The 24,562-nt window shown below is 58.0% G+C and carries 21 protein-coding genes; 17 read left to right on the forward strand and 4 right to left on the reverse strand.

Annotated elements, in window-relative coordinates; all coding sequences use genetic code 11:
- Positions 1–8 precede the first annotated feature (8 nt).
- The 5 genes from Q0D41_RS01015 (at position 9) to Q0D41_RS01035 (ending at position 4,519) form a co-directional block, all read left to right on the forward strand.
- On the forward strand, positions 9–2,234 hold the full coding sequence (locus Q0D41_RS01015; RefSeq protein ID WP_294373859.1) for an ATP-dependent DNA helicase RecG: 2,226 nt from the start codon (positions 9–11) through the stop codon (positions 2,232–2,234).
- Positions 2,231–2,830, forward strand: a complete 600-nt coding sequence (gene rsmD / locus Q0D41_RS01020) for a 16S rRNA (guanine(966)-N(2))-methyltransferase RsmD (RefSeq protein ID WP_294373861.1) — start codon at positions 2,231–2,233, stop codon at positions 2,828–2,830. Before Q0D41_RS01015 ends, rsmD begins: the two co-directional genes overlap by 4 nt.
- Before the next feature lie 46 nt (positions 2,831–2,876).
- Positions 2,877–3,362, forward strand: a complete 486-nt coding sequence (coaD, locus tag Q0D41_RS01025; protein WP_367113798.1) for a pantetheine-phosphate adenylyltransferase — start codon at positions 2,877–2,879, stop codon at positions 3,360–3,362.
- A gap of 117 nt (positions 3,363–3,479) precedes the next feature.
- Complete coding sequence (locus tag Q0D41_RS01030; RefSeq protein ID WP_114615077.1) at positions 3,480–3,947, forward strand: ATPase; 468 nt, start codon at positions 3,480–3,482, stop codon at positions 3,945–3,947.
- Entirely contained in the window at positions 3,947–4,519 is a 573-nt protein-coding gene (locus Q0D41_RS01035) for a DUF177 domain-containing protein (protein ID WP_294373867.1), read from the forward strand. Before Q0D41_RS01030 ends, Q0D41_RS01035 begins: the two co-directional genes overlap by 1 nt.
- 225 nt (positions 4,520–4,744) lie before the next feature.
- Here Q0D41_RS01035 and Q0D41_RS01040 read toward each other — a convergent pair whose 3' ends face one another.
- Complete coding sequence (locus Q0D41_RS01040; protein ID WP_294373870.1) at positions 4,745–5,731, reverse strand: MBL fold metallo-hydrolase; 987 nt, start codon at positions 5,729–5,731, stop codon at positions 4,745–4,747.
- 260 nt (positions 5,732–5,991) lie between these two features.
- Between Q0D41_RS01040 and rpmF the strand changes: the two genes are divergently transcribed.
- The 4 genes from rpmF (at position 5,992) to smc (ending at position 11,697) form a co-directional block, all read left to right on the forward strand.
- Positions 5,992–6,171 (forward strand): 50S ribosomal protein L32, encoded by a 180-nt coding sequence (gene rpmF / locus Q0D41_RS01045; protein WP_114615080.1) that lies wholly within the window; start codon positions 5,992–5,994, stop codon positions 6,169–6,171.
- Between the two features lie 169 nt (positions 6,172–6,340).
- Positions 6,341–7,336, forward strand: a complete 996-nt coding sequence (gene plsX / locus Q0D41_RS01050; RefSeq protein WP_294373877.1) for a phosphate acyltransferase PlsX — start codon at positions 6,341–6,343, stop codon at positions 7,334–7,336.
- A complete protein-coding gene (gene rnc, locus Q0D41_RS01055; RefSeq protein WP_294373879.1) occupies positions 7,333–8,157 on the forward strand; it encodes a ribonuclease III in 825 nt (274 codons plus the stop codon). Before plsX ends, rnc begins: the two co-directional genes overlap by 4 nt.
- Positions 8,158–8,163: 6 nt before the next feature.
- Complete coding sequence (gene smc / locus Q0D41_RS01060) at positions 8,164–11,697, forward strand: chromosome segregation protein SMC (RefSeq protein WP_294373883.1); 3,534 nt, start codon at positions 8,164–8,166, stop codon at positions 11,695–11,697.
- Positions 11,698–11,780: 83 nt separating this feature from the next.
- Here smc and Q0D41_RS01065 read toward each other — a convergent pair whose 3' ends face one another.
- A complete protein-coding gene (locus tag Q0D41_RS01065; protein WP_294373885.1) occupies positions 11,781–12,356 on the reverse strand; it encodes a hypothetical protein in 576 nt (191 codons plus the stop codon).
- A gap of 51 nt (positions 12,357–12,407) precedes the next feature.
- Complete coding sequence (locus tag Q0D41_RS01070) at positions 12,408–12,590, reverse strand: acyl-CoA dehydrogenase family protein (RefSeq protein ID WP_294373886.1); 183 nt, start codon at positions 12,588–12,590, stop codon at positions 12,408–12,410.
- 556 nt (positions 12,591–13,146) lie between these two features.
- Between Q0D41_RS01070 and Q0D41_RS01075 the strand changes: the two genes are divergently transcribed.
- The gene (locus Q0D41_RS01075; protein ID WP_294373889.1) at positions 13,147–13,398 is read left to right on the forward strand and encodes a hypothetical protein; all 252 of its coding nucleotides are present in this window, start codon (positions 13,147–13,149) and stop codon (positions 13,396–13,398) included.
- A 79-nt stretch (positions 13,399–13,477) separates the two neighbouring features.
- Here Q0D41_RS01075 and Q0D41_RS01080 read toward each other — a convergent pair whose 3' ends face one another.
- Positions 13,478–14,371 carry a LysR family transcriptional regulator gene (locus Q0D41_RS01080; protein ID WP_294373892.1) on the reverse strand — a complete coding sequence of 298 codons (894 nt, stop codon included), beginning with the start codon at positions 14,369–14,371 and terminating at the stop codon, positions 13,478–13,480.
- 198 nt (positions 14,372–14,569) lie between these two features.
- Between Q0D41_RS01080 and Q0D41_RS01085 the strand changes: the two genes are divergently transcribed.
- From Q0D41_RS01085 to gpmI, 7 genes are all read left to right on the forward strand, one after another.
- Positions 14,570–16,426: an FAD-dependent oxidoreductase gene (locus Q0D41_RS01085; protein ID WP_294373895.1), complete on the forward strand. Its 1,857-nt coding sequence runs from the start codon at positions 14,570–14,572 to the stop codon at positions 16,424–16,426.
- 194 nt (positions 16,427–16,620) lie between these two features.
- Positions 16,621–17,547, forward strand: coding sequence for a signal recognition particle-docking protein FtsY (ftsY, locus tag Q0D41_RS01090; RefSeq protein WP_294373898.1), 927 nt, complete (start codon positions 16,621–16,623; stop codon positions 17,545–17,547).
- 13 nt (positions 17,548–17,560) lie between these two features.
- Positions 17,561–19,000: a signal recognition particle protein gene (ffh, locus tag Q0D41_RS01095; RefSeq protein ID WP_294373901.1), complete on the forward strand. Its 1,440-nt coding sequence runs from the start codon at positions 17,561–17,563 to the stop codon at positions 18,998–19,000.
- Between the two features lie 288 nt (positions 19,001–19,288).
- Positions 19,289–20,290: a type I glyceraldehyde-3-phosphate dehydrogenase gene (gene gap / locus Q0D41_RS01100; protein WP_294373906.1), complete on the forward strand. Its 1,002-nt coding sequence runs from the start codon at positions 19,289–19,291 to the stop codon at positions 20,288–20,290.
- 291 nt (positions 20,291–20,581) lie between these two features.
- Positions 20,582–21,766 carry a phosphoglycerate kinase gene (gene pgk / locus Q0D41_RS01105; protein ID WP_294373908.1) on the forward strand — a complete coding sequence of 395 codons (1,185 nt, stop codon included), beginning with the start codon at positions 20,582–20,584 and terminating at the stop codon, positions 21,764–21,766.
- A gap of 295 nt (positions 21,767–22,061) precedes the next feature.
- Positions 22,062–22,841, forward strand: a complete 780-nt coding sequence (tpiA, locus tag Q0D41_RS01110; RefSeq protein WP_294373911.1) for a triose-phosphate isomerase — start codon at positions 22,062–22,064, stop codon at positions 22,839–22,841.
- Positions 22,842–22,976: 135 nt separating this feature from the next.
- Positions 22,977–24,512 carry a 2,3-bisphosphoglycerate-independent phosphoglycerate mutase gene (gene gpmI, locus Q0D41_RS01115; protein ID WP_294373913.1) on the forward strand — a complete coding sequence of 512 codons (1,536 nt, stop codon included), beginning with the start codon at positions 22,977–22,979 and terminating at the stop codon, positions 24,510–24,512.
- The last annotated feature ends 50 nt before the right edge of the window (positions 24,513–24,562 follow it).

Genomic DNA, 24,562 nt, shown 5'->3' on the forward strand with positions numbered 1-24,562 from the left:
ACCGCATCATGTCTGACCGCTTGGCCGCCACCCTGGCTCTCGACGCGCCCGTGACTTCTATCCCGGGCGTTTCGTCGGGCAGGGCGGCGGCTTTGTCGCGTTTTGGGGCCACGACGATTCGCGGCGTGCTCGCGCATTACCCCAAGCGCTATCTCGATATGTCGAATATCTGCACCATCGGGCAGGCGCGCATCGGTGAAAACGCCACCATCGTCGCTACGGTGCACGAGGTTGTTCTCAAGCGCCCCAAGCCGAAGTTCGATCTGGTGGAAGTCACGCTCGTCGATGGCACGGGCACGCTCATCGTCACCTTTTTCAAGCAGCCCTGGCTCGTGAAAACGCTCACTGCTGGCATGCGCGTAAGCGTTGCGGGCAAAGTTGAGTTCAACTACGGTTTCTTGCGCATGACCATGCCGTTTCTCGACAAGGTCGACGGCGACAACGTCGAAGAGGTCACCGGGCAGGTGATCCCCGTACATGCCGCTTCCGAGAAGGTGCCGCAAGGCCAGATGCGCCGCATCGTTCGTGGGGCGTTGGCTCAGCTCGGGCGCGTGTACGACCCGCTGCCCGCTTCGCTTCGTGCGAAGTATCGCCTTATGCCGCGCGCGGAAGCATTGCGCGCGATTCATTTCCCCGTCGATATGGCCGAACAAGCTCAGGCGCGTCGCCGTTTGGTGTATGAGGAAGTGCTTGCGCTCGAAATGCATTTGATGCAGCAGGCGCAGGCGGAGCTCGGCGATGGCTCGCCGCGCACGCACGTGGTTGACGGTCCAGCCCGCAAGGCATTCGAAGAACACATGCCCTTCTCTTTGACGGACGACCAACAGCGCGCGGTTGTCGACATTTCGCAGCGCATGGCAGCCCCCGAACGCATGCGCCATATGCTTCTGGGCGATGTGGGCACGGGTAAAACCATGGTGGCGGCGTATGCGCTCGTTATGGCGGCCGATTCTGGTGAGCAGGCTCTTATGATGGGTCCCACCGAGGTGCTTGTCGACCAGTATGCGCAAGGCCTGGGCCCGCTTCTTGAAAAATCGGGCGTGACATGGGCGAAGCTCACGGGCTCAACGCCTGCTTCGGAACGCGAGTCGATTCTCGACGGCTTGGCTTCGGGCTCGATTTCGGTGTGCTTTGGCACGCATGCGCTGCTTGTGGGCGACGTGCTGTGCCATAATTGCGGGCTCGTGATTATCGATGAGGAACAACGTTTCGGCGTTGATCAGCGCGAGGCCCTTATGGCGAAGGGCGCGGCGTGCGATGTGCTCGAAATGACTGCGACGCCCATACCACGTACGCTCGCTCTGGCGCTGTACGGGTCTATGACGCAGTCGTATTTGCGCGAGGTTCCCTTCGAGCGTCCGCCGCGCACGACGAAGGTTTATGATTTCCGCGAACGCGGCCGTGCCTACGATGTGGCGCTTGAGGCATGCAAAAGGGGAGAGCAGGTTTATATCGTGTGCCCCTTGGTTGGCTCTCAGGGCGAAGGGGCAGCGCACGCTTCCGGGCCGCGCCCGAAAGAGCGTTCGCGTTTCGGCTATTCCGGAACCGCCGGCGAGCAGGACGAGCCGGTGTATATCGATTCGTTCGACGATTTTTCTGGCGATGACGCGAAGGCGGCCGAAGCTCAGGCGAAATTCCTGCAGGCGAAAACATTTTCCGCTTATAAGGTGGGACTTTTGCACGGCCGCATGAAAGCGGCGGCGAAGCGCGAGGTCATGGAGCGCTTCCGCGCAGGCGAAATCGATGTGCTCGTGAGCACGACGGTCATCGAGGTTGGCGTCGACGTGCCGAATGCAACGGTGATGATCGTGGAAGACGCTGATAAATTCGGCCTTTCTCAGCTCCACCAGCTGCGTGGACGCGTGGGCCGCGGTGAAAAACCCGGTTTCATGTGTTTGGTCTCGGCCACGGGCGATAAGGCGGCGTGCGAGCGCCTATCGGCTATGGAGAAAACCGAAGATGGCTTCAAGCTCGCCGAATATGACTTGTCACTTCGCCGCGAAGGCGATATTTTAGGCAATCGCCAACATGGCGCTTCAGTGCTCAAGCTCGTGAACGTGGTTCGCGACGGGGCCGTGATCGAGGCCGCTCACGCCGACGCGCGTGAATATATGGAAACTCAGGTTCGTGCGAATACGCTTGAATCGAAGCTTTATCTGCGCGAAGTGGACGCGGTGTTTTCCGCTGAAGCGCAGCGAAAAACGCACACAGCGAAAAAAGGAGGCGTGCGATGAGGGTTATCGCAGGAGATTTCAAGGGCAGAAACCTTAAAGCCCCCACGGGAATGGATACGCGCCCGACCACCGATCGCGTGAAGGAATCGTTCATAAGCTCGCTTATTTCGGCCTATGGCTCGCTTGAAGGCGCGCACGTGCTTGACGCCTTTGCGGGCAGCGGCGCCCTTGGCATCGAATGCCTCTCGCGCGGTGCCGAATCGGCGGTGTTTTTCGAGCGCGACAAGGCTGCGCTCGAAGCGCTGCGCGCCAACATCGATATGCTGAAGCTCTCGCAGGAGCGCGCTCGCGTTCGCCAGGCCGACGTGCTCGCTACGCCGCCGGTGTACGGCGCGCCTTTCGACATCGTGATTTTGGATCCCCCGTACGCGTATCCCACCGAAGAAGTGTGGGCGTTCGTCCAAACGTTGCGCGAGCGTGGTATGCTCGCGCCCGATGCAGTGATAACCTACGAACACCATTCGAAGGTTGACGTAGCGGGCTTCATCGAGCAAACGGGCGAGCCCGTTGAAATTCATGCGAACAAGATCTTTGGCAAGTCCAAGGTTGGCTTCGTGCTGTTTTCGTTCCAGGAAGACGCTGAGCCTGCGGAATAGCGCAGCGGAGGGGAATGCGTTTCCCATATAAGGAGGAATAAGGAGGATTATCGTGAGAAGAGCGTTGGTTCCGGGTACATTCGACCCTATTACCAATGGGCATATCGACGTTATCGCCCGCGCATCTCAGATGTTTGACGAGGTTATTGTGGGCGTTGCGAAAAGCGACAAAAAGCGCCCCTTGTTCACGCTTGAAGAGCGCGTCGCGCTCGCGAAGGAAGCCACGGCTCACCTGGACAATGTCTCGGTTGTCGGCTTTGACGACCTGCTCGTGCATTTCGCCGAGGAAATCGACTGCAAGTTCGTCGTAAAAGGCCTGCGCGCCATTACCGATTTCGAATACGAATTCCAAATGACCGCGGCGAATTATCGTCTGAACGATTCGATCGAGACCGTGTTCATCATGTCTCCGCCGCAGTATATGTACCTGTCGAGCTCCATCGTGCGTGAAATCGCCTCGTTCCATGGCAATATTTCTGAGCTTGTGACGCCTGGTGTGGAGAAAGCCTTGCGCTCGCGTTTTTCATGCTAGAATAGTTTGACTTGCGATAAGGTGCCAAGTATCTTATCGATTGCAATGAAAGCAACCTGCGGCCTTCCGCAGTGTATTGAAATGCAGCATATACGCAGCAGGCATGAAAGGGATGCAATGGACGAAACAGGAGTTCTCGGTCTCATTGAGGAACTCTCTATCCTTCTTGAGGATTCGAAACCGGTGTTCGGCAAGAACAATCTTCGTCAGGTCGATATCACCGCGGCTTTTGAGATTATGGATGAAATCCGCGATACGTTCCCGGGCGAATTCGCGCAGGCGCGCCAAATCGTTCGTGAGCGCCAGAGCCTCCTCGACGATGCGGAAGCCGAGAGCTCTCGCCTCATCGAAGACGCTCGCAGCCAGGCTATGACGATTGCCAGCGAGCAGGAAATCGTGCGCATCGCGCAGCAGCAGGCCGATACCATCATGGCTGACGCCCGCGAGCTCGAGCGTCAGACGCGCGCTGGTGCCGAAGACTACGCCGACGAGGTGTTTGGCCACGTCGAGCAGAGCCTCGATACGCTTATCACGAGCGTTCGCCGTTGCCGCGATCGCTTGAACAACCAGGGAATCGGCCGCTAATGGCTGCGAACGTGGAAAATAATCCGCTGGTCATAGACGTTCCTGCAGAGCTCTTCGCCCCGGCGGAGAGCTCTTCTTTCGAGGGAACCTATGATATGGGCGAGTTCGACTTCGGTCCCGATCATTACAAAACGGTTGGCACCATGCAGTGGAATGCTTTTGTGAGCAACGTTGGCGGCGCCTTGCTTGTTGCGGGCTCCATTACCGGCGTTGTGGCGACCGAATGCTCTCGCTGCCTCGATGAAGTCGAATATGACGTGAATGGCGAGCTTGAGGCATACCTTATTATTCCGGGCGAATCGGAAGCGCCGGAAGATATGGATGAAGACGAGTTCGACTACCTTCCCGAAAGCAACCAGCTCGATTTCGAGCCTATCCTCAGGGCTGCCGTGTTGGTCGATTTGCCCTATGTGCCGTTGTGCTCAGAGGACTGCAAAGGTTTGTGCCGCCAATGCGGCGCGAACCTCAACGATGGCCCTTGCGGCTGCAAGCCCGTCGAAGACGATGTCGTGCGAACCGACTCCGGCAAGCCGAGCCAATTCGCCGCGCTTAAGAATTTCAAGTTCGAATAGAAAAAAGGACGCGTAAGCGTCCTTTTTCGTTTTGGGGTGGTAGCTCAGCCTTGCGGGGGCTTCCCCGAAGTCGTCTGAGCTCATGCTTGTTCTATTCTAAAGTTAAGCGAAGCCAGGCGAGCGCATAGTGAGCGCAGCGAACGGTAGCGAGCCGTGACTTCGGGGAAGCCCCCGCAAGGCTGAGCTACCGTATGAACGCATGAATGCGTATTCGATCCCTCCTCGCTATTCCGCGAGATAAAATTCGACGACTTCGCCTTCAATGATCATGCGAATCGTCCCGCAATGCACGGCATGCACGAGGTGGGCGAGGGTTTCGCCGAGCGAGAAGAACTTCTGCTCCATTGCCCAGCTTTCCCAATTGGGGTATTTCCAGCTCGCGTTGCTCGTGATGTCGATGATGTCGTGATGTCCGGCGCGCACGAGGTCTTCCATTTCGGTCAGGCGCGCCTCATGGTGGGCGATGAGCTCATCAACACGGCGCGCAAGTCCGCTGAAGGGCTCTCCGTGGCCGGGGAGGGCTAATTTCACATCGTAGTCGCGCACCTTCCGCAAACTTGCGAGGAAGTCGCCCAGCTCGTCGGTCTCGAGCATGAACGACGAGATGTTCGGGGTAATGCGCTCGAGCACATGGTCGCCCGTGAGCATGATTTTGGTGGCCTCGTCATAGAGGCAGATATGCGTCATATGATGGCCGGGCGTTTCGATGACTTGGAAGCGGTAATTTCCACGGCGGAAGATGTCGCCATCCTTCAGATAGGTTACGGGATAGTCGCCCTTCACGGCGGAAAGGTCGGTCGAAAACACACGCGAGGGTTGGCGTTGCGATTCGGCGCACAGGGTCACCGCGTCGACGATGGGCAAAAACGTGCTGCTCTGCAGGTTGTTCATAATGCGCGGCTCTTCGAACGAATGCATATGAGCGTACATGCGCATGCTCGGACGCCAAATGCGATCGAGGTTGCCCACGTGATCGGGGTGGCTGTGCGTCGCAAGCACATCGATGTCTTGGAAATCGAGGCCGAAATCATCGAGGGCTTGGCGCAATGCCTGCTCGCACTCTATGCGGTTGAAGCCGACGTCCACAAGCGCGGGACGGTCTTCATCGAGAATCAAATAGGAATTCAGCTGCTTGAGCGGGTTTTCGGGCAGCGGCACTTTGATAAGGAAAATGCCTGGTGCGATTTCGCATGAATGCTGGTTGTCCGCCACGTGAGACCCCTTTCGATATGCGCCTTAGGTGTGGAATGCTCGTGTGCGCCCTTGCGCCTTTAGTTTCTGACGTATACTTTACTGCCGTACGGAAAGCAGTTGGGTCCATCTGGGCTTGCCGCATCAAAATTCCATGCTAAGTGGCGTTTTATGCTTGCATGCACCGTGATGCTTTGCTATCATCTGCTTTCGTCTGAATTCAAGCATTTGAAGCGTTTCGGCTGAAGGTCGGCCGAGATCGATAAGGAGAAGTGACAACCATGGCAGTGCCTAAGCAAAAAACCGGTCGTGCTCGTACCCACTCCCGTCGCAGCGCTAATGACGTTTGCGCTATGCCCTCTCGCTCTGTGTGCCCGCAGTGCGGCGAGGTCAAGTTGCCCCACCGCGTGTGCGGCAACTGCGGCTACTACAAGGGTCGCGAGGTTGTCGAGACCGAGTAATCTCGCTCGATACCACATGCACGGTCAATATGCCGACTCAGTTTTGGGTCGGCATTCGTGTTTCTAGGACTTTTACAACGCGAAGCGCAGCCTTTTATTGTAAGGCGTTTTCGAAACGGGGCTGTCGTATTTTCGCGTTTGTTACCACAATGACGAAAGGGGTTCATCGATGCCCTTAACCGAAAACGTTACCATCGCAGTCGATGCCATGGGCGGCGATAACGCGCCTTCCGTTGTGCTTGATGGCGTTGCCGCTGCTCTCGCTGAAGACGAGAACCTGCAGGTCGTGCTCGTTGGTCCCGCCGATGTCGTGGAACCGTTCGCAAGCGCGCACAACCGCTGCACCGCCGCTGTCGCGACCGAGGTCATTGGCATGGCCGAGCATCCCGCTGAAGCGGTGCGCAAAAAGAAAGATTCCTCCATCGTGGTCGGCTGCAAGCTGGTGAAAGAAGGGAAGGCGCAAGGCTTCTTTTCTGCTGGCTCTACAGGCGCATGCTTGGCAGGTGCCACGCTCGGCATTGGCCGCATCAAAGGCGTTTCTCGTCCCTGCCTGTGCAGCGTAATCCCGTCTCCCGTGGCGCCGGTCGTTATGGCGGATATCGGAGCGAATGCCGATTGCAAGCCCGAATATCTTGCTCAATTCGCCCAGATGGCCTCCATTTATGCCGAGAAAATCGTTGGCATTAAAAGCCCGAAGTGCGCATTGCTCAACATTGGCGAAGAGGACACGAAGGGCTCTCAATTCGCGCAGGCCTCATTCGCGCAGCTTAAGGAAAAGGTGCCGAATTTCGTGGGCAACTGCGAGGGCCGCGATATTATCGCCGCGAATTACGACGTCATCATCACCGACGGCTTTACGGGCAATGTCGTGCTCAAGACCATCGAGGGCACTTCGAAAACCCTGTTCAAGTCGGTGAAGAAGGTGTTCCTTTCGAACCTTGCCACGAAACTCGGCGCGCTCGCCATCAAGGGCAAGCTTTCCGAACTCGCGAATAGCATCAATCCCGATAAATTCGGTGGTGCGCCGCTGCTCGGCGTCAAGGGCGCCTGCATCGTGGGCCATGGCTCGAGCAACGCCGATGCCATTAAGAACGGCATCCACGCTTCCAGCAAGGTCGTGCGCGAAGATGTGTGCGGGCTCATTTCCCAGGCGGTGTCACGATGACATTTACCGAAAACCATACCGAGGAGCAGAAGCAGAAGGTCGAGCTCGCCCAGAAGATTTTGGGCTACGAGTTCAAAAACCCCGAGATTCTGCTTGCGGCAATCACGCACCCCTCTGCAACCGAAGGCAAGCCGGTCAAGTTCTCGTATGAGCGCCTTGAATTTCTCGGCGATTCCATTTTGGGCGCCGTGGTGGCGAGCGAAGCCTTCCATACCTACCACGAAATCGATGAGGGCGGCCTTACGCGCATCAAAGTGGCGCTCGTTTCTGGCGCGAGCCTTTCCGACGTCGCCGAAAAGCTTGGCTTTGCCGACGTCATCGTATTTGGCTCTTCGGAGCGCGGCACGGGTCGACGTGGCCTGCATTCGGCGCTTGAAAACGTGTACGAGGCCGTTGTCGCGGCTCTGTATCTCGATGCCGGCATCGAAGGCGCGCAGCTCTTCATCGAGCGCACGCTTATTCCGCGCATGAGCATCGATATGGCGAAAGAGCCCGAAAATCCGAAGAGCGCCTTGCAGGAAAAGCTGCAGGAAGAAGGCATCACGCCGACGTACAAGCTCATCGAGACCCAGGGTCCCCCGCACGATCGCACCTTCGTGTCGCAGGTGTTCGCGGGCATGAAGGCGCTTGCTTCGGGCATGGGCCGCACGAAGAAAGAAGCCGAAAGCCAGGCAGCGAAAACCGCGCTTGACGAAATGAACTCCAAGCAAGCTGCGAAGGCGGAGGCCAAGGCGGCACGCGAGCAGGAAAAACGTGCGAAGCGCGAGAAGCGCGAGCAGGAAAAGCGTGCGAAGGCAGCTGCGAAGCACAGCCAGGAGTAGGCATACATGCATCTGAAATCCCTGATCCTGAAAGGGTTTAAGTCGTTCGCCGACCGTTCCGTGATTTCTCTCGAACCGGGCATCACGGCAATCGTCGGTCCGAACGGCTCGGGCAAATCGAATATCTCCGACTCGGTGCTGTGGGTGCTTGGTGAGCGCAACGCGAAGAACTTGCGCGGCCAGGCCATGGAAGACGTCATTTTTGCGGGCTCCTCGGCCCGCAAAAGCGTCGGCGTCGCCGAGGTTGAACTCGTGCTCGATAATTCCGACGGCACGCTGCCCGTCGATTTCAACGAGGTGTCGCTCACCCGCCGCATGTACCGTTCCGGTGAAAGCGAATACCTCATCAACGGCGCACCCGCCCGCCGCATGGACTTCATGGACATCCTGCACGATACCGGCCTTGGCACGGGCGCGCACTCTATCATCAGCCAGGGCAAGCTCGACGCTATTCTTGCGAGCAAGCCCGAAGACCGTCGCACGCTCATCGAGGAAGCTGCGGGCGTTCTGAAGCACAAGCAACGCAAGGAACGCTCCGAGCGTAAGCTTGCGAGCATGGATGCGAGCCTCGCGCGCGTGAAAGACGTTACGGCCGAGGTTGAGCGCCAGCTGAAACCGCTTGCCCGCAAGGCGCAACGAGCCAAACAATACCAAGGCTTGGCCGATGAGCTCGCCCGACTCGATTTGGTGCTCGCGGTCGATGATTTGCGCACGCTGCAGGGCAAATGGGATGCGACTCTGAAGAGCGAAAACGAAGCTGCCGCGGGCATCGATGTGCAGAAAATCAAAGCCCAGAAGGCCGAGGAAGAGCTCGAAGCACTGCAGCTGGCGCTTCAGGAAAAAGGCCTGTATGTGGGTGATCTCACCGCGCAGCGCGGGCGCTTCCATATGGTGGTCGAGCGTTTCGAGTCGGCCGATATGCTTCTTTCCGAAAAGGCGCGCTCGATTCGATCCCGTCGCGAGCAGGCCGAAAACACCGCGATGGGCAGTGCCCGCCGCATCGCGAATTTCGAAGAGGAAGTAGCCGCGTTGCAGGAGCAACTCGACGAGCGCACGGCTCGCCGCGATGCGCTGGCCACGCAGGTTGAAGAGTTGAAGACGCAATTCGACGAAGCGAAGGCCGAACGCCAGTCGCGTGACGTTGAGCTGGCCGAAGTGCAGCGCTCTTTGCGTCAGCGCGAGCGCGAAATCGACGAGAAAACGGCGAAGCGCGCGCGTTTGCAAGATGCTCTTTCGGGGCGCATGTCAACCAAGCAGCTCCTTGAATCGAAGCGTGAGGAAATCGATGCCGAGCTCGAGGGCGCAACGGTCGAGCTCGATGAGAAATGCAAGGGCCTCGATGAAGAGACCGCCGCGCTGGCCGAGCTGCTCGAGAAGAGCCGCGCGGCTACCGAAGACGTGACAGCTGCTGAGCGTGCGGTGGCCATGGCGACCTCAACGCTCGACGATAAGCGTAAAGCCGTCCAGCGTCTCGAAGGCAAAATCGCCGCTCTTGAGGAAATCAACCGCGGCATGCTCTCGAAAAACGATGCTTCGGCATGGGTTGCCGAGCATGGCGAGGAATTCGACGCGGCCATTGCGCCCCTCGCCGCAGAGGTTCGCGCCCCTCAAGACCTCGAGGCTCTTGTTGAGCAGCTCCTCGGCGAAGATATCGCGAGCATGTATGTGCGCGAAGCCGCATCTGCGCAAAGCATCGTGGATGCCCTTTCCCAAACGGGCGCAACTGGCACGGCGTCGGTACTCGTTGCCGGCAGCGCGCCCGAGTGCATTTCGTGCGACAAGCCGCGGCTGCTCGATGCGCTCGACTATCCCGAGCACGTGCGAGGGCTTCTGGAGTCGCTTTTGGGTGATGTGTTCCTGGTCGACTCGCTCGAAGAGGGCCTTGGGGCCCGAGCGGGAAGCGCCCGCGCGCGATTCGCGACCAAGGACGGCATCGTCGTGTGGCCGGGCGCGAAAATCACGGTACGCATGGGGTCTGCCGGCGTAGAGGGCATGCTCGCTCGCGAGCGAGAGCTCGACGATTTGCGGGCGCAGCTCGAGGCTTCCAATAAGGAGCACGCCGCAGCACAGACGGAGCTCGAGCGCCTTCAGGGCGATCTGGAGCGCAAGCGCGCCATGAGCTTGGAACTTTCTCGAACCCATGCGCAGCGCGCTGGTGCTCAAGCAAGCGCCCAGGCCGAACGTGAGCGTCTCGCGAAACGCGTGGGAACGCTTCAGGCGTCGCAGAAAAGCGTCGCGGAAGACTTGGCTCGCGTGAATGTCGAGCTCGCCAAAACAGAGCCTGAAGTCGAGGAGCTTGGCCAGGCTATCGAAGCCTTGCGCGTTTCGCGCATCGACGCCGAAGAGCGCATGAGTGACATTTCGGGCGCTCGCGCCATTGCGTACGAACGTGAGCAGGCTCTTTCGAGCAAGCTTTCCGAAAGCAAGCTCGAATTCGCCACGGCGAAGGAGCGCTCGCTTTCACTCACGCGCGAGCACCGCGAACGCGTGCGCGATTTGGAGCGTGCGCAGCATGCGAAAGAGCATGCCGAGCGCGATCTCGTGGTGCTCGATGTCGCGAGCAGGCGCATCGAGCCGTTGCATGACGTGCTGCAAAACCTGAAAGAATCGGCCACCGCATGGGTGAACGACCTTGCGGGAAAAGCGGCGCTTGAGCAGAGCAATTCCGCCTCGCTCAATGCCTCCATCAATGAGGCGCGTGCTGCCTCGCGCGCCGCCCATGACGAACTTGAAGCGACGCAGGCGAAGCTCAATGAGGTTCGCATCGAGAAGGGCAAACTCGAAGTTCAGGTGGAAGCCGCGATTTCGACCATCGTCGACGAATGCGGCACGCCGCTTGAAACCGCGCTCGAGATTCCCGCGCCGGAAGACCGCGCCGCGGCCGAGGGCGAGGCGTTCAAAATGCGCCGCCGCCTGAATTCCATGGGCACCATCGATTCTTCGGCCGCCGAAGAATACGAGGCCATGAAGGAGCGCTTCGATTTCATGGCTGCTCAGGTGGAAGACATGGAAGCCGCGCGCCGCTCGCTCAAGCGCATCGTCGCCGCGATCGACGAGCGCATGCAGCAGCAGTTCGATGTGACGTTTGAACAGGTGAACGAGAATTTCAAGACCATTTTCGCCCAGCTGTTCCCGGGTGGCTCCGCTTCGCTTTCGCTTGTCGGTGGGGAAGAGGGCCAAAGCTCGCTCGGCGTCGAGGTCGAGGCGCAGCCGCGCGGCAAGAAAATCTCGAAGATGACGCTCATGTCGGGCGGCGAGAAATCGCTCACGGCCATCGCGTTGCTGTTCGCGGTGTATCGTATTCGCCATGCCCCGTTTTACATTCTCGACGAGGTGGAAGCGGCGCTTGACGACAGCAACCTGAGGCGCCTTATCGCGTATCTGGCCACGCTGCGCAACGAAACGCAGCTCATCATGATCACGCATCAGCGCCGCACCATGGAGATGTCCGATGTGCTCTACGGCGTGTCGATGCAGGCCGATGGCGTGACGAAGGTCTTCTCGCAGCGTCTGAAAGATGCGCTTCCGCATGCGGAATAGGCTTTGTATACGAAAGCGGGACAGGTTACCCTGTCCCGCTTTTCCGTAAGTGCGGTCGCAGCGAGAACACAAGGGTTCTCGATTTACGCAGCCTGCGTCTTCGTCCGGCCAATAAGCTCCGATATGCCTGCATATACGAGGAATATCGCAAGGATGAGAAGCCCTATGCCTCCCACCAAGCCAAATACCGCAACTCCGAGGTACGAGGCCCCGAACAGGCAGATGAACCCTGCAGCCGCACACCAGATGCATATACCGGCTAGCTTGCTTTGCGAGAAGTTCAGCGCGCCGACGGCGACGAGGATGATTCCGCCCACGAGATATGCCGCGCCATCTATAAGAGCCATTGCCGCGACAAGTTCGGGGTCGATGAGGGCGCCCTGAGCTGCGAACGCGAGATAGACGATGCCCTTCACAAAATTCTGGCCCATAAGCACAATGCTCAAAACGCCGTTGACGGTCGCATTAAGCAATTGCCCGTCGAGAATCATGAAGATTACGGCGATTATGATCGCTGGGTATGCCGCAAGCACCCAGGGAAGCACGCCGATGTCCGCGTCTCCTCCAATGAAGCCAAGCATGATGGGCACCTGCGCGATAATCAAAAGCCCGAGCAACATATTGCACAGCGGCGCCGTGGTCGCATACTTCGTATTCATGGCCGCCGCTAATCCCAAGACCTCGTTTACGATAAGCTCGCTTACCGTATCTTAGCCCTGGCCTCCGTATCCTTCAGGAATCGACATTCCAATGAAGCCCGCTTCGGCCAATTTGTCCCAACTGCGGCGGGGGAAGCCGCCCTGCATAGTATCGGCCTGGATGGCTGCGATGGTGTCGGGAGCAGTGCAGAATTGCTCAACGGAATCCCTAAGGAGCGATTGCTCGTCTGTCATGTCATGAAATAGCTCATCGCGTTCTCCTTGTGTTGCGTGTGGTATTTCCCTACGTTGCTTCAGGCGCGTCCCGGGTGCGCCTTGTCGAATGCTGCGAGAAAGTTCGTTGCATCACGTGATGAGACCACTATTCTTTGCGGTAAAGATGCATTGGACTCGTGTAACGTTTCGCCTACACCGTTTTCGTAACGTTTCGAATTTGGGACATATGCAACGCATTGGCTCTTGACTTTTTTGAGGCGCCCCATGGATAAGCGCTTAGAGGAAAATATCTGAGTGAAAAACCCAAATCGCCAGCGCATATTTCACGTTGCCCAAGCAAATCGAGGGGGATGACCCTGACGAAATCGCGATTTCTCAAATTGCGTCGCTGGCACGCGTGTCGCGCATGGCCTACTACCGGAATTTCTCATGCAGGCGCGATATCGTGCGCTGCTACATTGGCTCGGTGCTGCGCGCCGATATGAACAAGCTCATAAACTCGTCGTGCGATTTCTGGAGCCGTGAGTATGGAACGAAATTCTTCGAATTAATGAGGTAGCATCGTGAACTCATATTGCTGCTCGAACGTTTCGGCTATTCGTCGGTTCTGCTCGAATGTTCGAACGAGGCAAATGTCGAGTATGCCGGAGACATGCCGCAAGGGTCGATCGACCGCTTCTCGCTGTATTTCGCAACGGGTGCCACGTTTAACGCATGCATGATTTGGCTGCATGAGGGATGCAAGGAATCGCCCGAAGAAATGTCTGAGTGCTTCGGGCGATTCTGCTCGCTTATTGCGGCAGACGAGGCATGCCCCTCGCGATGAATTAGGGATTCGATAAAGCCCGCCAACTGCACAGGTTGGCGGGCTTTTTGCTGTGGTGGCGGAATCGGATGCCGCTCTCCTATATTGCGGTGAGCGCAGCTTTCATTGCGTGCGCGAGCAACGTCGCCATCTCGGCGTTGCCTGTGTAGGCGAGACCGAGATGAATATCCGGCAGGTCGGCCACTACATCGACGCATGCGACGTTGTAGTGTTGGGAGAACTTCTCGCATAGGCGGCTCGCGATGAAGATGCCTTGGTTGAGGCTCGCTGCAAGCATGGCACTTTCGCCATCGGAATATGCGGCGAGCCCTTCCTGCGGCAGGCCTAATTTATGCAGGCATGTGCCCATTCTGGAAAGCGAGCCATGTACAGGATATTGATACGAGCCTATGACATGCTCTTTTAAAAGCTCTTCAATATGCACCTCGCATTTTGCCGCAAGCGAGTTTTCCATGGAAACGTAAACGCATGGTGTACTTTTCGCTATGGGAATGAACGATATCCCTTCAAGTGTCTCGATTTCCACATCGACCGTTACGGCTGCGTCTATCAGATTGTCCACGAGGCATTCCGTCAACGAAGAAAGTGTGTCGCGGCGCAGCTTGATTCCTGCGGCGAAGCGTGGGTCTTTCATGATGGGCTGCAACGCTCGCTCTATCCAAGGCTCGGCGAGGGGGCCGTCATAACCGAGGGTAATCGCGCCTTCGCCGTTAAGGGCAAGGTCGCGTGCCGTGGCCGTATAGCTTTCGAAGGTCTCTTTCAGGCCTTCCATGCGCGGGAATAAATACGAGCCTGCCGGTGAGAGCTCGATATGCGAGCCGCTGCGCGTAAACAGTTCGAAGCCCAGCGCCTCTTCAAGCGCCGAAATGCGTTGGCTTACTGTGGGTTGCGACATATAAAGATATCGCCCCGCCGCGGAAAAGCTGCCCAGCCTCGCCGCGGCGAGGAAGCATTCTATATCCCTGAATTCCATTAGCGCCTCCCTTGACCGCCTATGCCGTCATTTTCCCACGTTCCCATCACGGGCGCTGCTGAATTTTGGCGCTTTTGCTTCTCCATTGAATTTTCGAATGGGCCATTGGAGGACGTTTCGATAGCGGCGTTTCGCTTTGGCTACAGTGAAGTTAGTCCCAAAAGGGGCATTCGTTCATCTCCGAGGAAGGGGAATGCGATGAGTGAGGAAGTAACGAGAAGGTCATTTCTGAAAGGCGCCGGGGCTACGGCCTTTGGCGCGGCTGTGATGGGTGGGTTTGCCGGCTGTTCGCCATCGGGTTCGACCGAGAAAGATGCGGATTCGGCGAGCGGTACGGCTTCGGTATCGAAAACGATCGAGTTCAACGGGCAAACGCTGCCGGCAAGCATGGCCAAGCCCGAAGCGATTCCGGAAGACAAAATCACCGAGACGCTCGAATGCGATGTGCTGGTAATTGGCGGCGGCATATCGGGTGTGCCCGCGGCTTCTATCGCCGCGGAAAAGGGCGCGAAGGTTATTTGCGTCGAAAAAGGCGCGACGCCCTGCGTTACCCGTCCCACCGGCATGTCGTGGTTCGGCACGAAAAAGCTCAAGGAGCTCGGTGTGCTGTGTACGGAAGAGGAAAAGGCGACCATTGTAAAAGACGTTTTCGGCGGTGCAAATGCCACTTCGAAGCAGGATATTGTTCGCCTGTGGCTCGATGAATCGGGCGAGGCGGGCGATTACCTGACCGACATCATCGAGGCAAGCGGCATCCCTGTGCGCGTCGGTGGCTACTACGGTTACTATAAGCACTTCAATACGGTCGAGGAATCTCAAGAGGATATGAAGAAGACTGGCGGCGTCTTCAGTGACTCGTACTGGAATATGTATGCGCTGCAGCACCAAGTGGGCGAAAACGACGAGCCGGGTGTCTGCCTTTGGGGTCGCCCCGATTTCTCGGATGCCGACTGGCTGACTCCGATTTACGAGCATGCGGCCGAGCAAGGCGCGGAATTCATCTTCAATACCACCGCAGAGCAGCTTGAACGCGAAGAAGGCTGGGAGAGCGATTCCTCGAAGCGCGTAACGGGTGCCATCTGCTCTCAGTCGGGCAAATACATCCGAATCAAGGCGAGCAAGGGCGTCATCCTCGCAACGGGCGGATTCGACTGGGACGACGAGATGGTTGATTACTATTACCCCATCGGTCTTCGTACGTGCCGCACCTGGCAAAAATGGATGACGGGCGACGGCCACAAGATGGGCGTTTGGGTCGGCGCGAAGATGGAAGATCCGGGCCAATACGTGTCTCATATGATGGGCACGGTGGCACCCGCGGCCGTCATGCGAAGTGACGCCATGATGATGGAGACGGAATCCACGGCATTCATCACGCCGTGGAAGGAATGGGCGCTTCCGTCAAACGCGTTGGCTCCTGTCCTCTACGTTAACCAACGTGGTGAACGCTTTATGAATGAGGAAATCGGCTATTTCATGTCGGGTCCGACCATCGATAAGCAGCCTAATGGTTTGCTCTGGGCTCTGTGGGATGGCGATTCCGAGAACAAGGTCGTGCCGCATTATTTCGACCGCCTCGTTGATGGCATCGACACGAAAGAGCATTCTGAAAAGATGATCGAGGCGGGCCTGCTTATCAAGGCCGACACGATCGACGAGCTTATCGAGAAGATGAACGACGCTAATTGGGACAACGGAGCATTCGACGGGGAGCAGTTCAAAGAAACGCTCGCGCATTACAACGAAATGTGCAAAGCCGGCGAAGATACCGATTTCTATAAGCCTGCTACCTGGCTTACTACGATTGATACGCCGCCGTATTACGCCGCCGAGATGGGCTCCTCGTGGATGACGACCGTTGGCGGTTTGGAAATTGACAAGCAGCTGCATGTGCTTGACGTTTCGCGCGAACCGATTCCCGGCTTGTATGCGGGCGGCAATCCGGCAGGATGCTTCTACGGAAACATTTATGCTCCGCAGGTGCCAATGAGCCTTTCAGGGCATTCCACTACGCTGAGCTACGTGGCCGCACGAAACTGCGTGGACGGAATCTAGCCTTCTTCTTTGGTCGCGTCCTCCCCCGGCGATCTTTCCTGCCGGCGGCGATTCCCCTCCCATACGCCGCCGGCCTCTTTGCCTTTCATTCGAAAAGATGATTCGATAAAGCCCGCCAGCGCGCGCGTTGGCGGGCTTTTTGCTGTGGTAGGCTAACAAGGTTGACTTTTCCATTCGCATGAAAGGGTATTTTCATGGGATTCTTTGATCGAATCAGCGAGGGCCTTTCGCGCTCGCGCCAAAAATTCACCGAGCAAATGAACGTCCTGCTCGATCGTGGTCCTAATTTGGACGACGATTTTTGGGACGATTTGGAAGAAACGCTCATTCTGGCCGATATGGGCGGCTCGGCCGCGTCGCAGGTCGTCGAAAACTTGCGCGACGAGGCTACGCGCAAGGCGCTGCCCGATGCATATGCCGTGCTCGATCGCCTGAATGATGAACTCGCAAGTACGTTTGCCACCGCTGAGGCCGATCCGTTTGGCGGCGATCCCGCATGCGTTCTGTTCGTCGGCATCAACGGCGCTGGCAAAACCACTACGGTCGGCAAGCTCGCCAAGGAAGGCGCCGACGCCGGTCGCAAAGTTATTCTGGGTTCCGCTGACACATTCCGCGCTGCCGCTATCGAGCAGCTCGAGGAATGGTCTCGTCGCGCGAACGTTCCCATTGTGGAGCGCGAGCGCGGAAGCGACCCGGCAAGCGTGTGCTACGACACCATCGAACGCGCCGAAGCCGATGGCTCCGATTTGGTGCTCATCGACACGGCGGGACGCCTACATACGTCTGACGACCTCATGCGCGAGCTGCAGAAGGTCGTGAACGTGGTGCGCAAGCGTTCGAAGGCGCCCGTGTACACCGTGCTCGTGATCGATGCGACTACCGGCCAGAATGGCCTGTCGCAGGCGCGCGTGTTCGATAAAGCGCTCGATTTGGATGGCGTGATCGTGACCAAGCTCGATGGCACCGCGAAGGGCGGCATCGCGTTGGCCGTGAGCCACGAGCTCGGCCTGCCCATTTATAAAATCGGCGTGGGCGAGGGCCTGGGCGATTTGAAAGATTTCGACGCGCACGATTTCGCGCGAGCGCTCGTGGGCGAATTCGACGAACGCGAAGCGCGATAGCAAGGAGCCATGTATGTTTGAGAACCTCTCCGATCGCCTGCAAGGCATTTTCAGCGGTCTGAAGTCGAAGGGCCGCCTTACCGAAGACGATATTAATGCAGCCATGCGCGAAATTCGCATGGCGTTGCTCGAGGCCGACGTGAACTTCAAGGTCGTCAAGAGCTTCATCGCGAATGCGAAGGAGCGCTGTCTGACCGCCGAGGTGCTCGATTCGCTCACGCCGGCGCAAAACGTCGTGAAAATCGTGCTCGACGAGCTCACGGCGCTGCTCGGCCAAACCGATTCGGGGCTCGTGCTCTCGAGCCGCATTCCCAACGTGATTATGCTCGTGGGTTTGCAAGGCTCGGGTAAAACCACCGCTGCCGCCAAGCTTGCGCATTTGTTGAAGGGCAAAGGCCACAGCCCCTTGCTCGTCGCCTGCGACGTCTATCGTCCGGCTGCGGCCGATCAGCTGCAAACGCTCGGCGACGAGATGGGTGTGAAGGTCTATCGCGGCTACGGCCAAGATCCAGTGAAAATCGCGAGCGAGGGCGTTCGCTTCGCTATCGATAACTTGCGCGATGTGGTCATCGTCGACACGGCGGGTCGTTTGCACGTCGACGAAGAGATGATGGAAGAGGCCGCCAATATCAAGGCTGCCGTGAAGCCCGATCAGATTCTCATGGTCGTCGATGCCATGACTGGCCAAGACGCCGTGAACGTGGCTCAGGCCTTCGCTGAGAAAGTCGATTTCGACGGCGTGATCATGTCGAAGATGGACGGCGACGCCCGTGGCGGCGGTGCGCTGTCGCTCAAGCAGGTCACCGGCAAGCCGATCAAATTCATCAGCGCAGGCGAAAAGCCCGATTCGCTCGAGCCGTTCCATCCCGACCGCATGGCCAAGCGCATTTTGGGCATGGGCGACGTGGTTTCGCTTATTGAGCACGCCTCGAAAATCCAGGCCGAAGAAATTGAAGCCGAAACCGCTGAGCGCGTCCAGAAGGCCGATATCAACCTAAACGACTTCCTCGAAATCAAGAAGCAGGTTTCCAAGATGGGCGGCATTTCGAAGCTCATCAGCGCGCTGCCGGGCGGCGATAAGGCCATGGCGCAGGGCCAGGTCGATACGGGTGCGCTCGACCGCATGGAGACCATCATCTTCTCTATGACGAAAGCCGAGCGCGAAAAGCCCGAGCTGCTCAACGGCAGCCGCCGTCAGCGCATTGCGGCCGGTTCCGGCACTTCGGTTCAGGAAGTGAACCAGGTCATGAAGCAGTTCAACGAAACGCGTAAAATGATGAAGAAGATGATGCCCGCAGCCGCGAATGCGGGTCGTCCCATGAAGAAGGGCAAGAAAGGCAAGAAGGGCAAAAAGCCACGTTTCGGCATGTCCGGTTTGCCCGGCATGGGTGGCATGAAGATGTCCGATATGAAGCAGCTGCAAGAAATGATGCAGAACATGGATTTGAAATAGTTGCGTCGTTCTGACGAACGACGCAACCGCTCGACGCTGCAAACGGCCCTGGCGGCGCATTTCGGGTTCAGCCTTCGGCTCGCGTACCGAAGTACGCGTCGCCTTGGCTTCACTTGAACTGCACTCGCCAGGGCCGTTTTCGCTGACTTTGAGGCGAGCGTGTCATTCTCATGTCCGCGAGCGGTGCTTTTGGGCCGCTCGCCGTGCTTTTGAGCCGCTTTTTGTTGTCCTTTCATCGCTCTCACCTATAATTCGATGCAGTAATGCACCTAAGAAAGGGGTTTGCACATGGCAATCAAGGTTGGCATCAACGGCTTTGGCCGTATCGGTCGTCTCGTTTACCGCGCGATGGCGAACGATCCCGAGCTCGACGTCGTTGCGGTTAACGACCTGGGCGACATTCCCACGATGGCCCATCTGCTGAAATATGATTCCGTCCACGGCCGCGCATTCGACACGGTCGAGGTTACCGAAGACGGCTTTGTGGCCGACGGCCATGCCACCAAGGTGCTCTGCGAGCGTGATCCCGAGAACCTGCCCTGGGGCGAGCTCGGCGTCGACGTCGTTATTGAATCCACCGGTATTTTCAAGACGGGCGAACTTGCTTCCAAGCATATCAACGCTGGCGCCGAGAAGGTCGTCATCACCTGCCCGGCCAAGGGCGAAGACATCACCATCGTCATGGGCGTGAACGACGGCGATTACGACAAGGAAGCACACAACATTATTTCGAACGCTTCGTGCACCACGAACTGCCTGGCTCCTGTTGCTAAGGTGCTGCTTGAGAACTTCGGCATTGAGCGCGGCTACATGAACACCATTCATAGCTACACCAACGACCAGAAGATCCTCGACCTTCCGCACAAGGACCTTCGTCGTGCCCGTGCTGCCCAGCTGTCCATGATTCCGACCACCACGGGTGCCGCTCGTGCCGTTGCTTTGGTTCTTCCTGAGCTCAAGGGCAAGCTCGATGGCTTTGCGACCCGCGTTCCCACCCCCGATGGATCTATGGTTGACCTCACCGTGCAGCTTTCGCGCAAGGTGACCAAGGAAGAAATCAACGCCGCCATGAAGGCTGCCGCCGAAGGCCCGCTCAAGGGCATTCTCGCCTACACCGAAGACCCCATCGTTTCGGTCGACATCGTGGGCGACGATCATTCTTCCATCTTCGATTCGGGCCTCACCATGGTCATGGGCGACGATTCCGACCTGGTCAAGATTGTTTCCTGGTACGACAACGAGTGGGGTTACTCCAACCGCGTGAAAGACCTGGCCAAAATTCTTCTTTAGGCTATTGGGAAAAGGCCGGACTTGTTTCCGGCCTTTTTTGTTTGTGTGACTTACCTGGTTTTCTGGCTGGCGGAAGGCGCTCCTTAAGGCGCGCTCGGCTACCGCTCGCTTTGCTCGCTATGCGCCTCGCTCCTTTGCTTTCGTATCTGGATGAAGAACATGTTTGAAGCTCAGAGGCCTTCAGGAGCGCTTTCCGCCAGCCAGAAAACCTATCCCTACCTTTGACCTGTCAAAAGTTCAGAGCATTTAACAGGTTCCCTGTATCGAAATTGACTGATGAGGAGTTTCCTTATGGCCGATATCAAGACTATCGAAGGCGTTGACGTCGCGGGCAAGCGCGTGCTAGTGCGCGTCGATTTCAACGTGCCCATCAAAGACGGCGTCGTGACCGACGACACGCGCATTCGTGCGGCGCTGCCGACCATCGAATATCTCGTGAAGGGCGGCGCGAAGGTCGTGCTCATGAGCCACTTGGGTCGTCCGTCGGGCGAGGGCTTTGAGGATAAGTTCACGCTTGCGCCTGCTGCTGCGCGTTTGGGCGAGCTCATCGATGCCCCTGTCGCCTTCGCCGCCGATACCGTGGGCGATGATGCTAAGGCGAAGATCGCGGCGCTTTCCGACGGCGAAATCGTTGTGCTCGAAAACCTCCGTTTCGACAAGCGTGAGAAGAAAAATGACCCCGAGTTCTGCAAGATGCTTGCTGAGCTGGGTGATGTATATGTGAACGACGCGTTCGGCACCGCGCACCGCGCTCATGCATCCACGGCTGGCGTTGCCGCATTGCTTCCCGCATATGCGGGCTTCCTGCTGGCTGGCGAAGTGAAAACTCTGGGCGGTATGCTCGACGACCCCAAACGCCCGTTCGTTGCCATTCTGGGCGGCTCGAAGGTCTCCGACAAGGTCGGCGTTATCGACGCTCTTATCGACAAGGCCGATACCATCATCATTGGTGGCGGCATGTGCTTCACCTTCCTGCTTGCTCAGGGTTACGAGGTCGGCACGTCTCTTAAAGAAGAGGATTGGGTCGAGCGCGCGGGCGAGATGTTCAAGAAGGCTGAAGAGCGTGGCGTGAAGATGCTGCTTCCGACCGATGTGGTTGTTGCTGATAAATTCGCCGAAGACGCGAATACTGCGACCTGCGCCGCCGACGCGATGCCTTCTGACATGATGGGTCTCGACATTGGCCCCGAAACCGAGGCCGCCTATGCCGCCGCTATCGCTGAAGGCAAAACGGTGTTCTGGAACGGCCCTATGGGCGTGTTCGAGATGAAGGCGTTCGAGCATGGCACGAAGGCCGTGGCTGAAGCGGTTGCCGCGAACAAGGAAGCCGCGACCATCATCGGCGGCGGCGATTCCGTGGCTGCTGTGAACAAGTTCGGCCTCGCCAGCGAGATGACGTTTATTTCCACGGGCGGTGGCGCATCCATGGAGCTCGTTGAAGGCAAGCCCCTTCCCGGCGTCGAAGCGTTACGATAGCCTCGCTTTGCGAACCGAAGCGTTCCCATTCCGCGACGCGATACCTGAGCTCGCGCGAACAGCCCACTGGGCTGTTCGGCTCGTGCGGACGGTCGCTCCATGGGGACGCTTCGGTTCGCCGCATGCTCGCCTTTCTCCGAAGTGGCGTGGCGCGCTTTGGTTGGGAATGGGTTCATAGCGACCGTCCGCACGAGCCGAAAGCCACCTTATGTGGCTTTCGTGCGAGCTCAGGTATCGTGTCGCGTAGAACCCATTCCCAACCAAAGCGCAGGTGAAGTCCATTGAAAGGAATCCTATGTCTCGCAAACCTTTGATTGCTGGCAACTGGAAAATGAATAAGACGCCTGCGGAGAGCGTGGTGCTTTCCCAGGGCATTTCCAATCGCTATTCTCGCAAATGGAACAAGGTCGACGTGGTGCTGTGCCCGCCGACGATTGATCTGCGTTCGGTGTTCACGGTGCTCGATTTCGACAAGTCGAACATTGACGTGGGTGCTCAGAACTGTCATTGGGAGCCTTCGGGCGCTTTCACGGGCGAGACGAGCATTCCCATGTTGAAGGATGTTGGCGCCGCTTGGTGCATCGTGGGCCATTCGGAGCGTCGCGACTATTTCGGCGAAACCGATTCCATGGTGAACAAGAAGGTTCGTGCGCTTGCCGAATCGAACTTTAACGCCATCGTATGCGTCGGCGAGAGCCTTGCTGTGCGCGATGCGGGCGATGCCGTTCGATTTGTGTGTGACCAGGTGCGCGCTGCGCTTGCCGGCCTTGACGCTCACGAAGCTGAGTATTGCACGATTGCTTATGAACCCATTTGGGCTATTGGCACGGGCCGCACCGCTACCCCCGAACAAGCCGAAGAAATCGCTTCGGCGATTCGCGCGACGGTTGCCGACTTGGTTGGCGAGCAGGCTGCCCAGAAGATGCGCGTGCTCTACGGTGGCTCTATGAAGCCTGAAAACGCCGACGGTTTCATGGCATGCCCGAATATCGATGGCGGCCTTATTGGTGGAGCCTCGCTTAAAGTTGAAGATTTCTGCGAACTCGTCGAAATCGCCTCTGGCTACGCCGAATAATTCGATACCACTCTTTGAAAAACGAGCAGAAATCCCGGTGCCTTCGCGGTTGCCGGGATTTTTGCAAGGGGGATAAGGCAGTCGCGGCCCGTTGGCCGCAATGTGATGCGCGCTTTTGCGCGGGAAAGAGGAACTATGCAAACGCTGCGTACGCCAGCCCTGCTTGTGATTATGGACGGCTTCGGTTTGGCGGAGCCTGGTCCGGGCAATGCGATTTCCCTCGCGAACACTCCGTATTTGGATACGCTTTTCAGCGAAGCCCCCATGTGCAAGCTCGAAGCATCGGGCGAGGCCGTGGGACTTCCTGCTGGCCAGATGGGAAATTCCGAAGTAGGCCATTTGAATATTGGCGCTGGTCGCGTGGTGCATCAGGAGCTTTCTCGAATCAATATGGCATGCCGTGAAGGCTCTATTCGCGAAAACGCTGTGATCAATGCGGCGCTTGATGCGGCGAAGGCCCCCGGTGCTGCGCTACACCTAATGGGCTTGCTTTCCGATGGCGGCGTGCATTCTTCTAACGAGCATTTGTATGCGCTGATTGAGCATGCGGCGGCTTACGGCGTGAGCGACATTCGCATTCACTGCTTCATGGATGGCCGCGATGTGCCGCCTGCGAGTGGCAAGGGATATATTGAGGAGCTCGAGCAGTTCATCGCCGAAAAGGGCCTTGCGAGTGTGGCGAAAATCGCTTCGATTTCGGGGCGCTATTACGCGATGGACCGTGACAAGCGTTGGGAGCGCGTGCAGAAGGCCTACGATGCGGTTGTGTGCGCCGAGCCGTGCAGCAGCCTTTCGGCCGATGCATTCATGCAGGCTTCCTACGACAACGATGTGACCGATGAGTTCGTGGTGCCAGGCGCGCTCGATGCTCGTGGCGTCCTCGATGGCGATGCGGTCGTGTTCTTTAACTTCCGCCCCGACCGCGCCCGCGAAATCACGCGCGCGATTGTCGATGCCGATTTCGGCGGCTTTGTGCGTGCGAGCGCACCCAAGGTGAGCTTCGTGTGCATGGCGGAATACGATCCCTCGATTGACGCTCCCATTGCATTCCCGAAAACATTCCCCGAAAACGTGCTCGCCGATGTGCTTTCTGCCGCTGGCTTGCGCCAGTACCACATTGCCGAAACTGAGAAGTACGCGCATGTCACGTTCTTCTTGAATGGCGGCATTGAGGCCGAAAAGACGGGGGAGCAGCGCACGATTATCGCGAGCCCGAAGGTTGCGACCTACGATCTGCAGCCCGAGATGAGCGAACCCGCTGTTGCCGACACACTTGCTGCGGCGATTGAAAACGACGAGGCCGACGTGTATATCGTGAACTTCGCCAATCCCGACATGGTTGGGCACACGGGCGTTATTCCCGCCGCAGTTGCCGCCATTGAAGCGGTCGATGCGGGCGTTGCGAAGGTTGTTGAGGCGGTGAAGGCCAAGGGCGGCTTTGCGCTCGTTACTGCCGATCATGGCAACGCCGACAAAATGATCGCCGACGATGGCACGCCGCATACGGCGCACACGACGGCGCTCGTTCCGTTCGCTCTGGCCAATGGCACTGGTGATGACCTCAAGCTCAATGGCGAGCAAGGCGCGCTGTGCGATATCGCGCCGACGCTTTTGGCCGCCCTGGGTATGGAATCGCCGAAGGAATTCACGGGTCGTAGCCTGCTGGCGTAACGCCCTGAGCGCTGCCGCCCCCCCCTCGCCGAGGCGTGTTGCGGGCACAG

This window comes from uncultured Slackia sp. (assembly GCF_934630525.1).
Taxonomy (GTDB): Bacteria; Actinomycetota; Coriobacteriia; order Coriobacteriales; family Eggerthellaceae; genus Slackia.